The sequence below is a fragment of the Streptomyces ochraceiscleroticus genome (assembly GCF_000720485.1).
GTDB classification, from domain to species: Bacteria; Actinomycetota; Actinomycetes; order Streptomycetales; family Streptomycetaceae; genus Streptomyces; species Streptomyces ochraceiscleroticus.
In genome coordinates this window covers 54,418-68,782 of sequence record NZ_JOAX01000014.1, presented here as the reverse complement: position 1 = coordinate 68,782, position 14,365 = coordinate 54,418, and the positions used below count along the sequence as shown (strand labels likewise).

Below are 14,365 nucleotides of genomic sequence, written 5' to 3'. Positions count from 1 at the left end.
GGGGCGCGGAGCCCGTATGCGTGCACGTACCTGTGCACGCCCATAAAGACGCGAAGTATGCACGAGGAACATGACGGGAGCGGTGTGAGCGGTTTGAGCCCACGTACGGACATCGAGCTGGTGGAGCAGGCCAATACCGCGTTCTACGAGGCCATCGAGCGCGGGGATCACGAGGCGATGTCCGAGCTGTGGCTGGACGGCCAGGTGAGCGTGGTGCACCCTGGCTGGCCGGTGCTGCGCGGCCGCAGCGAGGTGCTGCGCTCCTATGCGCTGATCATGGCGAACACCGAGTACATCCAGTTCTTCCTCACCGATGTGGAGATCGACGTGGTGGCCGACACCGCGCTGGTGACCTGCACGGAGAACATCCTCAGCGGCGGCCCGGCCGAGGAGGACGGCTCGGTGGGCCCGCTGATCGGCCAGCTCGTCGTGGCGACCAACGTCTTCCGGCGCACGGAGGACGGCTGGCGGGTGTGGTCGCACCACGGTTCGCCGGTGCTCGCCGACCGGGACGACGAGGACGACGAGGACGGCCCCGAGGACGAGGACGACGGCGTGGGCGGGCTGCCGGGCGGCCTGTGAGGCACGTCTCGGCGGGCGGCGACGCCGCATGCTGAGACTTTTGAACAGCCGCGTGCACCGCGCTGACATGGGCGGATACCGTGTCCGGGGTCAGCGGCCGGGGTCAGCGGGGTGGCTGGGGGAGCACTCGTTCGAGCCAAGTCGTGTCGGGGTAGGGGTGGAGCACGGGGCCGTGGGGTAAATGGCCGCGCGGACGGGGACTCGGCTGTGCAGCAGCTGTGCGGGGTGCCGTCCATGGCCCCCGTGGGCGAGCGCTGTCAGTGCTCGCAGGTAAATTCGATGACCGGGTGGTGTTCCGGACGATGTCCGGTGCGTGCCCGGTAATCCGACGATCAGTGGTAACCAGTGGGAGTGATTCGCGTGGACCGTGTCGCGCTGCGCGGGCTGAAGGCCCGGGGCCACCACGGCGTGTTCGCCCAGGAACGCGAGGCGGGCCAGGCGTTCGTCGTGGACCTGGTGCTCGGCCTGGACACCCGGCCGGCGGCGGCGACCGACGACCTCGCGAAGACCGTGCACTACGGAGTCGTGGCGGAGGAGGTCGTGGCGATCGTCGAGGGCGAGCCGGTCGACCTCATCGAGACGCTCGCGGAGCGGATCGCCGCCCAATGCCTCAAGCACCAGGGGGTGGAGGAGGTCGAGGTCGTCGTCCACAAGCCCGATGCCCCGATCACGGTCCCCTTTGACGACGTGACCATCACCATCACCCGGAGCCGAGTATGACCAGCAGTGACCCGACCGTGCAGCCGGTGCCCGCCTCCGTGGTGGAGCAGGTCGACGCGGCGGACGTGACGCTCACCAACCCCAAACGCGCGGTGATCTCCCTGGGGAGCAATCTGGGCAACCGCCTGGAGACGCTGCAGGGCGCCATCGACGCGCTGGAGGACACCCCCGGCGTGCGCGTGAAGGCCGTCTCACCGGTGTACGAGACCGAGCCGTGGGGCGTGGAGCCGGGCTCCCAGCCGACGTACTTCAATGCCGTGGTCCTGCTGAAGACCACGCTGCCGCCCTCCTCGCTCCTGGAGCGCGGCCACGCCATCGAGGAGGCGTTCGAGCGGGTGCGCGACGAGCGCTGGGGCCCGCGCACGATCGACGTCGACATCGTCGCGTACCAGGACGTCGTCTCCGAGGACCCGGTGCTCACCCTGCCGCACCCGCGCGCCCACGAGCGCGCCTTCGTCCTCGTGCCGTGGCACGACGTCGACCCCGAGGCCAAGGTCCCCGGGCACGGCCCGGTGGCCGAGCTGCTGGAGGTCCTGGGCCGGAGCGGCATCGCGCCGCGCGCCGACCTGGAACTGCGGCTGCCGGAGTGATCGTTGGCCCTAGGGCGTGTCCGATGGGTCGCCGCGGAGACCCATCGGACACGCCCTACGGCCCTCGGGGGACCGGTGCAGGGATCATGATGGTGTCCGGTGGACATGACGGCCGGCGCGTCCGCGCGGGCGCGTGGCCAGGACGGTGTGAGGGGCGAAGAGCTCGGTGAAGCAGCTACGGATCAAGGTGCTGGTCGGGCTGTTCGTGGTGGCAGGCGTACTGGCCTGGGCCGGCGCCCGGCTGTGGGACGCGCTCGGCAGCCTGCCCAGCGTGCCGCTGGCGGCCCCGATCGTGCTGGCGCTGATCGCGGCCGTGCTGGCGGCGACGGCCCTGTCGCTGCGCAGCCGGCTGAAGGCCCAGCGTGAGCGGGTGCCCGGTGCGAAGGGCGTCGAGCCGATGATGGCCGCGCGGGCCGTGCTGTTCGGCCAGGCGAGCGCGCTGGTCGCCGCGGTCGTGAGCGGCCTGTACGGCGGCGTCGCGGTCTTCCTGCTGACCTCGGGCTCCGCGGCCCAGGGACGCACGGACCAGACGGTGTACGCGGGCCTGGCGGTCCTCGCCGGCCTGGCGGTGGTGGCCGCCGCCGTCTTCCTGGAACGCGTCTGCAAGCTCCCGGACGATGACGACGAGGCGGGGGCGGCGGCCGCGTAGCGGGCCGCCTGAAGCCTGCGAAGCCCCTTTCGAGTGCACCCGAGGCCGCTCGGGTGCGTCGGCGGCCGCCCTTGGGTAACCCCCGGGGTGGGGGAGTGGTGAGCTGCACCTGTAAGCGCAGCGCCCGCGTCCCCTTTGCCCGGTCCGTCCGTCTTCTTCGCGTCATGCGTCCAGTACCGACTCCAGGTCCACGTCCGCGCGGGCGATCTTCGCCGCGTCCGCCGTGGTCGAGCGGCGCAGGGCCTCGTGGAGGCGGCCCGGGGTGAGGACGCCGAGGAAGCGGTCGCCGTCCAGTACGGCGATCCAGCCCGCGTCGTGCTGCAGCATCGTGCTGAACGCCTGTTTCAGGGGCGCCCCGACCGGCAGCCACGCCTCCATGCGCCGCGCGTGCTCCCGGACCGTGCCCTCCTCGGCGAGTGCGAGGGTGTCCGCCGCGACCCAGCCGTGCAGCCGGTCCTCGTGGTCCAGCACGACCGCCCAGCGGGCGCCGTCCGCCGTCATCCCGGCCAGCGCGCGCCCCACGGGGTCGTCGAGGTGGATGACCGGCGGCTGCTCGAGGTCGCCGGTCTCGATGGGGGTGACGGACAGCCGCTTCAGCCCCCGGTCGGCGCCCACGAACTCCGCTACGTACGGTGTCGCGGGCGCGCCCAGCACCGTTGCCGGAGTGTCGAACTGTTCGATGCGTCCGGCCCCGTAGACGGCGATGCGGTCGCCGAGCCGTACCGCTTCCTCGATGTCGTGCGTCACGAAGAGGACTGTCTTGCGCAGCGAGGACTGCAGCCGCAGGAACTCCGTCTGCAGATGCTCACGGACGACCGGGTCCACGGCACCGAACGGCTCGTCCATCAGCAGCACGGGCGGATCGGCGGCGAGCGCGCGGGCCACGCCGACGCGCTGGCGCTGGCCGCCGGAGAGCTGTTCCGGGTACCGGTCGCCGTACACGGACGGGTCCAGGCCGACCAGGTCGAGGAGTTCTGCGGCCCGGGCGCGGGCCTGCTTGCGGGGCCGGCCGAGCAGGTGCGGGACCGTGGCGGTGTTGTCCAGCACGGTCTTGTGCGGGAAGAGCCCGATCTGCTGGATGACGTATCCGATGCGCCGGCGCAGCTCGACCGGGTCGACGGTGGCGATGTCGGCGCCGTCCAGGAAGATGCGGCCGCCGCTCGGCTCGATCAGGCGGTTGACCATCTTCATGGTCGTGGTCTTGCCGCACCCGGACGGGCCGACGAGCGTGACGAGCTCGCCCTCAGCGACCTCGAACGAGAGGTCGTCGACGGCGGTGGTGCCGTCCGCGTAGCGCTTGGTGACGTGCTCGAAACGGATCATGCTTCCCCATTGTCGTCGGTCCGCCCGGGGCGGGATGAACGGGATGTTGCGAGTGAATGGCGGTCCGGTCCGATTGTCAGTGGCGGGGGATAAGGTCGCAGACAGTCACCGGATTTGTGAGCGAGCGGACGGGGGAGGTGACGTGGCGTGAGCACGCCCATGAGCACGGTCGCGAGTATGTACGTGAGCGCGGCCCCGAGCCCGCGCAACTGCCTGCAGGCGAACGACTGGATCTGCGGCGAGTACGTCCGCAGCCGTGGCCAGGAGCTGGTGGACGCCACCGTTCAGCACGTCTGGATCACCGTCCTCTCCGTGGCCATCGGCCTGTTGGTGGCGTTCCCGCTGGCGCTGCTCGCCCGGCAGCGGCGCGGCGCGGCCGGGCCGGTGCTCGGCCTGACGACGATTCTGTACACGGTCCCGTCGCTGGCCATGTTCGCGCTGCTGACCCCGGTGTTCGGGGTCTCGGCCGCCGTGGTCGTGACGGGCCTGGTGCTCTATTCCCTGACGATCCTGGTGCGGAACATCCTCGCGGGCCTGCAGGCGGTCCCCACGGAGGTGCGCGAGGCGGCCCGCGGGATGGGGTACGGCCCGCTGCGGCTGCTCTTCCAGGTCGAACTGCCGCTGGCGCTGCCCGCGTTGATGGCGGGGCTGCGGATCGCCACGGTCTCGACGGTGGCGATGACGACGATCGGCGCGGTCGTCGGCTTCGGCGGCCTGGGCAATCTCATCGACAGCGGCATGCAGGGCTTCTTCAAGGCCGAGGTGCTCACGGCATCCGTGCTGTGCGTGCTGCTGGCGCTGATCGCCGATCTGCTGCTGGTGGGCCTGCAGCGGGCGTTGACGCCCTGGACCCGGGCCGACCGGACGCGGCGGGCGCGGGACGGGGCCGGTGGGATACGCCGGACCGGGCGCGAGCGGAAGGCGGTGGCCTGAGCGATGGACGCGATCACGGGCGCGTGGGACTGGCTGGGCTCCGCGGCGAACTGGGCGGGGGAGAACGGCGTATGGCACCGCCTGGGCCAGCATGTGCAGCTCAGCGTGGTGTGCCTGATCATCTCCTGTCTGCTGGCGCTGCCGGTGGCGCTGTATCTGGGCCACATCGGCAAGGGCGGGGCGCTGGCGGTCAATCTCGCCAACGTCGGCCGCGCGGTGCCGACCTTCGCGGTACTGGTGCTGCTGACGCTCAGTCCGCTGGGCAGGGCGGGGGACTGGCCGACGATCGTGGCGCTGGTGCTGTTCGCGGTGCCGCCGCTGCTGACGAACGCGTACGTCGGGATGCGGGAGGCCGACCGCGATGTGGTGGAGGCGGCCCGGGGGATGGGCATGTCCGGCCCTCAGCTGCTGCTCCGGGTGGAGCTGCCGCTGGCGTACCCCTTGATCATGACGGGGCTGCGGTCGGCGTCGGTGCAGGTCGTGGCGACGGTGACGCTCGCCGCGCTGGCCGGCGGCGGGGGCCTCGGCCGGATCATCACGGCGGGCTTCGGCAACTACGACACCCCTCAGGTGGTGGCGGGCGCGGTGCTGGTCGCGGGGCTGGCGCTGCTCGTCGAGGCGGTGCTGGTGGCGGTGGAGCGGCTGTGCGACCCGATGCGGGGCAAGCGCCCGGCGCGCACGGTCCGCCGGGGCATACGGGCGGCCCGCAAGGACGCGGCGGCCGTCTGAGCGGGCGTCAGGGGCAGCGGTGTGTACCGCGCGAGGTACAGACGTCGGGCCGCCCTTCTGCTGTACTCGCTCCCCTCTGCTGTACTCCCTGCTCGACTTCAAGGCTGCCTGCTCGACTTCAAGACCGGCCGGTGCCCGACCGGTGACCGCATTGACGACTGGATGGTGAAACCGATGAACAGCATGTCGCGTACCGCGCGGACGGCCCTCGTCGCGGGGACGGTGCTGGCGCTGGGCGCCGGGCTGTCCGCGTGCGGCGGCCAGAGCCTGGAGGAAAAGGGCGGCAAGAGCGCGGGCGGCAAGGGCACGATCGTCGTGGGTTCCGCGGGATTCACCGAGTCCCAGGTGCTCGCCGAGCTCTATTCCAAGATCATTTCCAATGCCGGGTACAAGACGTCCGTGCAGACGCTGAAGAATCGCGAGCTCTACGAACCGGCCCTGGAGAAGGGCGAGATCGATGTCGTTCCGGAATACGCCTCCACGCTCGCCGATTTTCTCAACGCCAAGGAGAACGGCGCCAAGGCGAAGTCGGTCGCGTCCAACGACGCGGACGAGACCGTCGCGGCACTGAAGAAGCTCGCCGAGCCGCGCGGACTGAAGGTTCTCCCGCACGGCGCGGCGACGGACCAGAACGCCTTCGCGGTCACCAAGGAATTCGCCGCGAAGCACAAGCTGAAGACCCTCTCGGACCTTGGCGCGTCGAAGCAGAAGGTGAAGCTCGCGGCGGGCGAGGAGTGCGAGACCAGGCCGTACTGCCTGCCGGGCCTGAAGAAGACGTACGGCATAGCCGTGACGGGCATCGACCCCAAGGGCGTGGGCACGGTGCAGGCCAAGCAGGCGGTCAAGGACGGCACGGACCAACTGGTGCTGACCACCACGACGGACGCCACGCTGGGCAGCTTCGGGCTGGTGCTCCTCAAGGACGACAAGCACCTGCAGAACGCCGAGAATGTGCTGCCGGTGGTGAATGCGAAGAGCGCTGGCGACAGCGCCCTGGCGAGTGCGCTCGGCAAGCTCACGAAGGTGCTCACGACGAAGGACTTGATCGAGCTGAACCGCCAGGTCGATGCCGACCGGCGCAAGCCGGCGGATGTCGCGACGGCCTATCTGAAGGAGAAGGACCTGCTCAAGAAGTAACCAGCGGGAAACGGATTGCAGGGTGGGGCCCCACCAGCCTCGTACGCACGGTAAATTTCAGGCCATGCCACGAGGACGCCATCGCCATTCCCCACCCCTGCACCGGCTTCTTCCCCCTACGACGGTCGCCGGTGCGTCAATTGCCTGCGCCGGCGGTGCCTGGCTGGTCGGCGATGCGCTGGTGCTCCGGGTCCTGGTCGCCGCCGCGGCCGTCGCCGCGGTCGGCGGCGCCGTGCTGGCCCGCAGCTGGGACCGTACGGCCGGCAAGCGGGTCGCCGAACTCACCCGCGCGCGGGTGCGCGACGAGTGGCGGACCGAGGAGCGCGTCGCCGAACTGGAGACGGACGTCGAGGAGGCCCGGGAGATCCGGGCCGCGCTGGAGACCAAACTGCGCGCCAAGCGCGCGGAGCTGGCCCGGCTGCGCAATGAACACGCCGCGCTGCTGCGCCGGTACGCCACGGCCGAGACCGAGCGGGCCAGCGCGCTGGAGGGCCGCCGCCGGCTCGCGATCGAGGCCACGGCCCCGGCGCGGGAGCTGACGGCGGGCGGCGCCGTGCCGGTACCGGGCCTGACGGCCGTTCGGCCCGCGGCCGTCGGCCCTGTCGCCGACGGCACGACGGCGGCCGCCATCACGCCCGGCACGCCGGCCGCCGCCCCCGGCCGCGCCGACGCTCGCCCGGCCACGGGCTCGGACGCCGCCATATCCGCGGCTCCCGGTGCCGCCGGTCGCGCCGCCTCTCCGGCTGCCGCTGTCGGCCGTGGTGCCTCCGCGGCTCCCACCGCGCGTGACTTCCGCAAGGCGGACGAGGCGCTGTTGCGGCTGAACGAGAGCGCCGTTCGGCAGGAGGCCGCCCGCCGCGACGCCGCCCACCGTGCGGAGCGGGAGCGGGCGGAGCGGCAGCGCGCCGCCGAACAGGCCCGCGCCGCCGCGCAGGTCCGTGCGACGGCCGAGGGCGCCCCCGCGCTGCGCCCGGTGCCGGCCGCCGCGGTCGCGCCGCTCAGCGCGCAGCACCGGCCCGCCTCGCGGACGACCGGCGGCTTCGACTTCTTCGGTACGGGCATGGGCACCGCACCCAAGGAGGGACCCGCAGCGCCGCTGGAGGAGGATCTGGCGGACGTGGTGGGCGACGAGGCGGTGGCCGAACAGTCGGCCCGCGCGGCGGCCCGTCAGACCACGCAGCAGCCCGCCCAGCAGTCCGCCCCGGAGGCCGCGCAGCAGGCCGCCCCGGAGGCCGAGCCCGAGACGCGCGACGAGGCACGCGACGAGACCGCGCCGGAAGCCTCCGATGAGGCCACTGCCGGTGAGCCCGCCGCCGGCGAGGTCATCGACCTGACCGCGCACGACGAGACCGAACAGATCGATGTCGTGGAGCTCCGCAGCGCGGCCGCCCAGTAAGTCACCCAGTAAGCGGCACAGCTAGCAGCACGAAGAGCAGGCAAGAGAAACGCCCGCACCGGTCATCGACCGGTGCGGGCGTTTTTCGCGTGCGTCGTCGGGCGTGAAAGTTATCCACACCCTGTGGACGACCCTGTTGGTGTTGGCCCGCGCGCTACCCCGCGTACAGCGGATCACGCCCCGCCCGTCACCCCGGACCCGACCGTCACTTGTCGATGTCGCCCACCACGAAGAACAGTGAGCCCAGGATGGCGACCATGTCGGCGACCAGCGTGCCGGGGAGCAGCTCCGTCAGGGCCTGGATGTTGTTGAACGAGGCGGAGCGGAGCTTGAGGCGGTACGGGGTCTTCTCGCCCTTGGAGACCAGGTAGTAGCCGTTGATGCCGAGCGGGTTCTCGGTCCAGGCGTACGTCGCGCCCTCGGGGGCCTTGAGCACCTTCGGGAGCCGCTGGTTGATCGGCCCCGGGGCCAGCTCCGCCATCCGGTCCAGGCAGGCGTCGGCCAGGTCGAGCGCGTTGTGCGTCTGCTCCAGCAGCACCTCGAAGCGGGCCAGGCAGTCGCCCTCGGTGCGGGTGACGACCTTCAGGGTGTCCTGTAGCTCCCCGTAGGCCAGGTACGGCTCGTCGCGGCGCAGGTCGAAGTCGACGCCCGAGGCGCGGCCGATGGGTCCGGAGACGCCGTACGCGTGCACCGCCTCCGGGGTCAGCACGCCGACCCCGCGGGTCCGGCCGCGGAAGATCTCGTTGCCGAGGACGAGGCGGTCGAAGACGTCCATACGGGAGCGGACCTCGGACACCGCGTGCCGGGCGCGGCCGAGCCAGCCGGCCGGCAGGTCCTCCTTGAGGCCGCCGACGCGGTTGAACATGTAGTGCATCCGGCCGCCGGAGAGCTGCTCCATGACGTTCTGCAGCTCTTCGCGCTCGCGGAAGGCATGGAAGACCGGGGTGATCCCGCCCAGCTCCAGGGGGTAGGACCCGAGGAACATCAGGTGGTTCAGTACGCGGTTCAGCTCGGCCAGGAGCGTGCGCGTCCACACCGCCCGCTCCGGGACCTCCATGCCGAGCATCCGTTCGACGGCCATCACGACGCCGAGCTCGTTGGAGAACGCCGACAGCCAGTCGTGGCGGTTGGCGAGCACAATGATCTGGCGGTAGTCGCGTGCCTCGAAGAGCTTCTCCGCGCCCCGGTGCATATAACCGATCACCGGTTCGGCGTGGCTGATGCGCTCGCCGTCCAGTACCAGGCGCAGCCGCAGCACTCCGTGCGTGGAGGGGTGCTGGGGCCCGATGTTGAGCACCATGTCCGTGCTCTCCGCCGCACCGCCAATACCGACCATCGTCTCCGTCATGGGGACAGTCTGACAGCTCCGGCCGGCAGGCCGACCGGCTGGACCAGCCAGTGGAAGGCCCCGAGGCCGCCCGGGTCGGTCAGCTCGGCGGCCTCGCCGGCACCGCTGAGGGCCCGCAGATAGGCGGCCGGATCGGTGGTCGCGAGGGCCAGCGGCGGCCGGCTGCCGTCGACGCCCAGGGCGCGCAGCGCGGCCCGCTGGGTGAGCAGCAGCGCCCCGGTGCCGCCGGCCGCCGCGCAGGCGTCCAGCGCGACGTGCGCGGTGATGTCGCGGCTGCCGTCCGGTACGGGGGCGGCCTCGCGGCCGTCTCGGAAGCCGGTGAGCGTGCCGTACGGGGGGCGGGCCTCCCGTACGTGCGCGTAGTCGGCGGTCACGGCGAACCCGCGGCGCAGCGTCCGTACCGCCCGCGCCCACGCCGCGTCCCGCGGCCGCCCGATCTCGGCCCGGAAGCCCGGCCCGCCGTCCCCGTCCGTCGGGCCGCCGGTGGGCCACCACTCCGCCAGCCACGCCGCGTCCTCACCCGTCACCGGCTCGCCGAGCCGTTCCGCGCCGTCCTCCGCGCGTACGAGTACGCGGCGCACCACGCCCTCCGGGTCCGTCTCGGCGACGTCCACCGGGACGTTGTCCAGCCACTCGTTGGCGAAGAGCAGCCCGGTGAGCGTCCCCGGGGCGGGCAGCTCGGCGAGCCAGGTGATGCGGGGGTCGAGCCCTTCGGGGCGGGGCGCCTTCTCGACGGCGTACGCGCGCACCCGCCCGGGCAGCTCACCGGCCGCCCGTCCGCCGTCGGCGGCGACCGAGGCGTCCAGCGCCGCCAGGACCCCGCTCAGCAGCTCCCCACGCCCCGCTCCGACGTCCAGGACGTCCAGCCGCTCCGGACGCCCCAGCGCCTCGTCCACGCGCTCCACGAGCGTCGCCACGGCGCCCGCGTACTGCCGCGAGGCGTGCACCGAGGTGCGGAAGTGTCCGGCGGGCCCGGGGCCGTCCGCGCGCGTGTAGAAGCCGCCGGGCCCGTACAGCGCCCGTTCCGTCGCGTCCCGCCAGCCGCACCACTCGTTCGTCACCGCCCCACCGTACGGGCGAGCGGGGTGCCGTCCGGCATCCACCTTGGGGAGTAGGGCGCGCGCCCAGGATCGCTCCTTCGGTTGACCCGTACACCTATACGCGCTGCCTACGCTGGGTGACGTGCAGCGTCTCTACGACTTCTTCCGCAGGCACCCGACCGGTGTGGACACCTTCTGGGCGCTGCTGCTGCTCGCGTTCTGCAGCCTGTGGCTGGTCTCCGACATACTCACCGGCTCCCTCCAGCGCGCCGTCGGGGTGCTGGTCGTCCTCGCGCTGTGCACGGTCGTCGCGCTGCGCCGCAAGGCGCCGCTGAAGATGCTGCTGCTGGCGACGCTCGCGGGCATCGCGCAAGTGGCCTTCGATGTGGAGCCGAACCCGGCGGACTTCGCGATGCTGGTGATCATCTACACCGTCGCGTACGGGAACGTCCGCTGGGCCTCCTGGTACGCGCTGGCCGGCGGCATCCTCGCGCCGGTCCTGTCCAGGCTCCGCTGGCACCAGCCCGACCCGTACTACACGGTGTGGCAGGACGTGGTCGTCGTCGTCTTCCTGACCGTCCCGTTCGTCCTGGCCTGGGTGATGGGCGACTCGCTGCGCACCCGGCGTGCCTACTGGGCGCAACTGGAGGAGCGCGCGTCGCGGCTGGAGAAGGAGCGCGCCACGCAGTCGCGGATGGCGGTGGCGGCCGAGCGCGCCCGGATCGCCCGCGAGCTGCACGACGTCGTCGCGCACAACGTCTCGGTGATGGTGGTGCAGGCCGACGGTGCCGCCTACGTACTGAAGTCCGCGCCCGAGCAGGCCCAGCAGGCGCTGGAGACCATCTCCGGCACCGGCCGGCAGGCGCTCGCCGAGATGCGCCGGCTGCTCGGCGTGCTGCGGACCGGCGAGGGGGCCGAGGGCGGCGAGTACGTGCCGCAGCCCGGTGTCGAACAGCTCGCCGACCTCGTGGAGCAGGTGCGTGGCGCGGGCCTGCCGGTGGAGTTCACGGTCGGCGGCCGGGAGCGACCGCTGCCCAGCGGCGTGGAGCTGACCGCGTACCGCATCGTCCAGGAGGCGCTGACCAACACCCGTAAGCACGGCGGGCCGGGCGTCGGTGCGACGGTGCGCCTCGTCTACGGGGAGGAGCGCCTGGAGCTGCTCGTCGAGGACGACGGCCGGGGCGCGCAGCACGAGCTGTACGAGGAAGGCGGCGCCGACGGGCAGGGCCACGGCCTCATCGGCATGCGGGAACGCGTCGGTATGGTCGGCGGCAGCCTGGACGCGGGGCCGCGGCCGGGCGGCGGCTTCCGTATCAGCGCCGTGCTGCCGCTCACACCGGCGCGTTAGGGCACTTGGGCGCGCGCCACCACATCCTGTTGACCGAATGCCCCGAAGGGACGGACCCCGCCATGACGATCCGCGTGATGCTCGTCGACGACCAGGTGCTGCTGCGCACCGGCTTCCGGATGGTGCTGGCGGCCCAGCCGGACATGGAGGTCGTCGCGGAGGCGGGCGACGGCGTGGCCGCCCTCGAGGTGCTGCGGTCCACCCGGGTCGACGTGATCCTCATGGACGTGCGGATGCCGAACCTGGACGGCGTGGAGACCACCCGGCGGATCTGCGCGGACGGGACGGCCGAGGACGCCCCGAAGGTGCTCATTCTGACCACCTTCGACCTGGACGAGTACGCGTTCTCCGCGCTCAAGGCCGGGGCCAGCGGCTTCATGCTCAAGGACGTGCCGCCGGACGAGCTGCTGGGGGCGATCCGCGCGGTGCACAGCGGTGACGCGGTGGTCGCGCCGTCCACCACCCGCCGTCTGCTGGACCGCTTCACGCCGATGCTGCCGTCGGCCGCGCCGCAGGAGGGCCGCCCGGAGCTGCGGCGGCTCACCGAGCGGGAGCGCGAGGTGCTGCTGCTGGTCGCGCAGGGGCTGTCGAACGGCGAGATCGCCGCCCGGCTGGTGCTGTCCGAGGCCACGGTCAAGACGCACGTGGGCCGCATCCTCACCAAGCTCGAACTGCGGGACCGCGTCCAGGCGGTCGTACTGTCGTACGAAACGGGCCTGGTGCGGGCGGGCGGCGGCGCATCATAGAAGGACCGCTGTACGAAGGACCGCTGTAACGCTGTGACGCTGTAACGAAGGACCGTTGTCTCCTACCTCCCAGGGAGCGCACCGTGACCGACCGCAAGCCACCGGGCGTCAGCTTCGAGACCTGGGTCGACCGGCAGATCAGGGAAGCCGCCGAGCGGGGCGAGTTCGACGATCTGCCCGGGGCGGGGAAGCCCCTGAAGGGCCTCAACAAGCCGTACGACGAGCTGTGGTGGGTCCGGGACAAGATGGCGCGGGAGAACGTGTCCTACCTCCCGCCCACGCTCGCGCTGCGCAAGGAGGCGGAGGACGCGCTCGCCGCGGCGCGCGGCGCCCGCTCCGAGCGCGAGGCGCGGCGCATCGTGGCGGACCTCAACGACAAGATCCGCGAGGCGCTGAAGAACCCGCGGCCGGGCCCGCCGCTGGGCCTCACGCCGTACGACCCGGAGGAGGTCGTCGAAGACTGGCGGACGGCCGTACGCGAACGGATGCGGCAGCGGCAGGACCCGTAGGCGGCGCGTCAGCGCAGTACCCCCTCCAGGAAGTCGCTGCCCAGCCGGGCGACGACCTGGAGGTCGAGCTGGTGCAGGACGTACCGGCCGCGGCGGCGGGTCTGGATCAGGCCCGCCTTCTTCAGGACGCCCAGGTGCCGGGAGACCTCGGGCGCGGTGATGCCCTGCTCCGCGGCGAGTTCGCCGGTGCTGTACGCGGTCCGGGCGAGATTGCGGCAGATCCGGATGCGCACCGGGTGCGCCAGCGCCTCCAGGCGCTGCTGGAGCAGCTCCACGGAGGCCGTACGGGACAGCTCGGGCGCGGCCACCGGGTAGTGGATCACCGGCCGCCAGCCCGGCGCGTGCAGCACCATCAGGTGCGGCCAGCCGAAGGAGGTCGGGACGAACGTCAGCCCGGCGCCGACCTCCGGGTCCACGGCGGTGGTCCGGCCGTTGCTCAGCTTGTCGACCGTGATGCGGCGCTGCTCCTCGTCCACCGCGAGGGCCGTGGACACCTCCGTGAGCGCGTCGGCCAGGCCCTTGCGGCGCAGCACCTCGGTCTTGTGCCGGGCGTCGGCCGCCAGTTGCACGCGGACCCGCTGCCAGACGTCCGCGAAGAACGCCTGGTCGCAGTCCTCGAAGAAGCGGCGTATCCAGGCCCGTACGGCAGGCGGGTCGGCCAGCAGCCGGCGCGCGAACTCCGCCTGGCGCGGGCCGCGCGCCACCGCACGCTCCAGCGCCTGGTGCCGCGCCTCCGCGTCGACCAGTGGCGAGGGGCCGCCCCGGCTGTAGAGGCTGGCGCAGGAGATCTCCAGCGCCGCCGCGACGTACAGCTCGTCGTCCAGCCGGTCGAGCAGGTCCAGGTCCTCGGCGAGGGTCGCGCCGGGCATGCCGTGGGTGTCGGCGAGCGCCGCGAACGGCATCGAGATGTCGGAGAAGGTCGGCCCCCACAGGAAGTCCGCCTCGTGCAGCCGGTCGGCGAGGTCCGGCTTGAACGCGGCACAGGTCGCCGTGGTCCAGCCGTGCAGCCCGGGGTGGTGGCCGGGCTCGGTGAGCGCGTGCAGCGCGGTACCGAGCTCCGCCAGCGGCGAGGGGGCGAAGACGAGGCGCTCCTCCGGCAGGCCGGTGATGTCGATCTGGATCCCCACGTGTTCCTCCCCTGTGCGTACGCGCCGTCGCCGGCCCGGTACGCCCATCATGCGTGACCCGGGAGGCGCGCCCGCCGACGTTTGACGGCTCCCGTCAATCGGCGTGCCCCGGGGGCCGCGCGCCGCCCACCGTGGAGGGCATGAACGCGATGCAGCAGCACATGATCGATGTCTACCGCGCAGCTCAG

15 protein-coding genes are annotated in these 14,365 nt (G+C 72.3%); 11 read left to right on the top strand and 4 right to left on the bottom strand.

Going from position 1 to position 14,365, the window contains the following annotated elements; translation table 11 throughout:
- Window positions 1-93: 93 nt before the first annotated feature.
- The 4 genes from IG84_RS0119015 (at window position 94) to IG84_RS0119000 (ending at window position 2,541) form a co-directional block, all read left to right on the top strand.
- Entirely contained in the window at window positions 94-582 is a 489-nt protein-coding gene (locus tag IG84_RS0119015) for a nuclear transport factor 2 family protein (RefSeq protein WP_030260354.1), read from the top strand.
- A 360-nt stretch (window positions 583-942) separates the two neighbouring features.
- Window positions 943-1,302: a dihydroneopterin aldolase gene (gene folB, locus IG84_RS0119010; protein ID WP_031058505.1), complete on the top strand. Its 360-nt coding sequence runs from the start codon at window positions 943-945 to the stop codon at window positions 1,300-1,302.
- Window positions 1,299-1,892: a 2-amino-4-hydroxy-6-hydroxymethyldihydropteridine diphosphokinase gene (gene folK, locus IG84_RS0119005; protein WP_031058503.1), complete on the top strand. Its 594-nt coding sequence runs from the start codon at window positions 1,299-1,301 to the stop codon at window positions 1,890-1,892. The genes folB and folK overlap by 4 nt, the downstream gene beginning before the upstream one ends.
- A gap of 166 nt (window positions 1,893-2,058) precedes the next feature.
- On the top strand, window positions 2,059-2,541 hold the full coding sequence (locus IG84_RS0119000) for a DUF3180 domain-containing protein (RefSeq protein WP_031058500.1): 483 nt from the start codon (window positions 2,059-2,061) through the stop codon (window positions 2,539-2,541).
- Window positions 2,542-2,703: 162 nt separating this feature from the next.
- Here IG84_RS0119000 and IG84_RS0118995 read toward each other — a convergent pair whose 3' ends face one another.
- Window positions 2,704-3,864, bottom strand: coding sequence for an ABC transporter ATP-binding protein (locus tag IG84_RS0118995; RefSeq protein ID WP_031058497.1), 1,161 nt, complete (start codon window positions 3,862-3,864; stop codon window positions 2,704-2,706).
- Window positions 3,865-4,041: 177 nt separating this feature from the next.
- On the opposite strand from IG84_RS0118995, the gene IG84_RS0118990 reads away from it, so the two are divergent.
- The 4 genes from IG84_RS0118990 (at window position 4,042) to IG84_RS40720 (ending at window position 8,059) form a co-directional block, all read left to right on the top strand.
- Window positions 4,042-4,797, top strand: coding sequence for an ABC transporter permease (locus IG84_RS0118990; protein WP_031058495.1), 756 nt, complete (start codon window positions 4,042-4,044; stop codon window positions 4,795-4,797).
- A gap of 3 nt (window positions 4,798-4,800) precedes the next feature.
- Entirely contained in the window at window positions 4,801-5,526 is a 726-nt protein-coding gene (locus tag IG84_RS0118985) for an ABC transporter permease (RefSeq protein WP_051861989.1), read from the top strand.
- 183 nt (window positions 5,527-5,709) lie between these two features.
- A complete protein-coding gene (locus tag IG84_RS0118980) occupies window positions 5,710-6,663 on the top strand; it encodes an ABC transporter substrate-binding protein (RefSeq protein WP_031058490.1) in 954 nt (317 codons plus the stop codon).
- Between the two features lie 64 nt (window positions 6,664-6,727).
- The gene (locus IG84_RS40720) at window positions 6,728-8,059 is read left to right on the top strand and encodes a cell division protein ZapB (RefSeq protein ID WP_107053916.1); all 1,332 of its coding nucleotides are present in this window, start codon (window positions 6,728-6,730) and stop codon (window positions 8,057-8,059) included.
- Window positions 8,060-8,264: 205 nt separating this feature from the next.
- Here IG84_RS40720 and IG84_RS0118970 read toward each other — a convergent pair whose 3' ends face one another.
- On the bottom strand, window positions 8,265-9,407 hold the full coding sequence (locus tag IG84_RS0118970; protein WP_031058488.1) for an NADH-quinone oxidoreductase subunit D: 1,143 nt from the start codon (window positions 9,405-9,407) through the stop codon (window positions 8,265-8,267).
- Entirely contained in the window at window positions 9,404-10,468 is a 1,065-nt protein-coding gene (locus tag IG84_RS0118965; RefSeq protein WP_037800571.1) for an SAM-dependent methyltransferase, read from the bottom strand. The genes IG84_RS0118970 and IG84_RS0118965 overlap by 4 nt, the downstream gene beginning before the upstream one ends.
- Window positions 10,469-10,589: 121 nt before the next feature.
- On the opposite strand from IG84_RS0118965, the gene IG84_RS0118960 reads away from it, so the two are divergent.
- The 3 genes from IG84_RS0118960 (at window position 10,590) to IG84_RS0118950 (ending at window position 13,050) form a co-directional block, all read left to right on the top strand.
- Window positions 10,590-11,795 (top strand): sensor histidine kinase, encoded by a 1,206-nt coding sequence (locus tag IG84_RS0118960; protein WP_031058485.1) that lies wholly within the window; start codon window positions 10,590-10,592, stop codon window positions 11,793-11,795.
- A 62-nt stretch (window positions 11,796-11,857) separates the two neighbouring features.
- Window positions 11,858-12,541: a response regulator gene (locus IG84_RS0118955; protein ID WP_031058481.1), complete on the top strand. Its 684-nt coding sequence runs from the start codon at window positions 11,858-11,860 to the stop codon at window positions 12,539-12,541.
- A gap of 83 nt (window positions 12,542-12,624) precedes the next feature.
- Entirely contained in the window at window positions 12,625-13,050 is a 426-nt protein-coding gene (locus IG84_RS0118950) for a DnaJ family domain-containing protein (RefSeq protein WP_031058478.1), read from the top strand.
- A gap of 8 nt (window positions 13,051-13,058) precedes the next feature.
- On the opposite strand, the gene IG84_RS0118945 is transcribed toward IG84_RS0118950, so the two are convergent.
- A complete protein-coding gene (locus IG84_RS0118945) occupies window positions 13,059-14,171 on the bottom strand; it encodes a DUF5937 family protein (RefSeq protein ID WP_031058475.1) in 1,113 nt (370 codons plus the stop codon).
- Window positions 14,172-14,365: the final 194 nt, after the last annotated feature.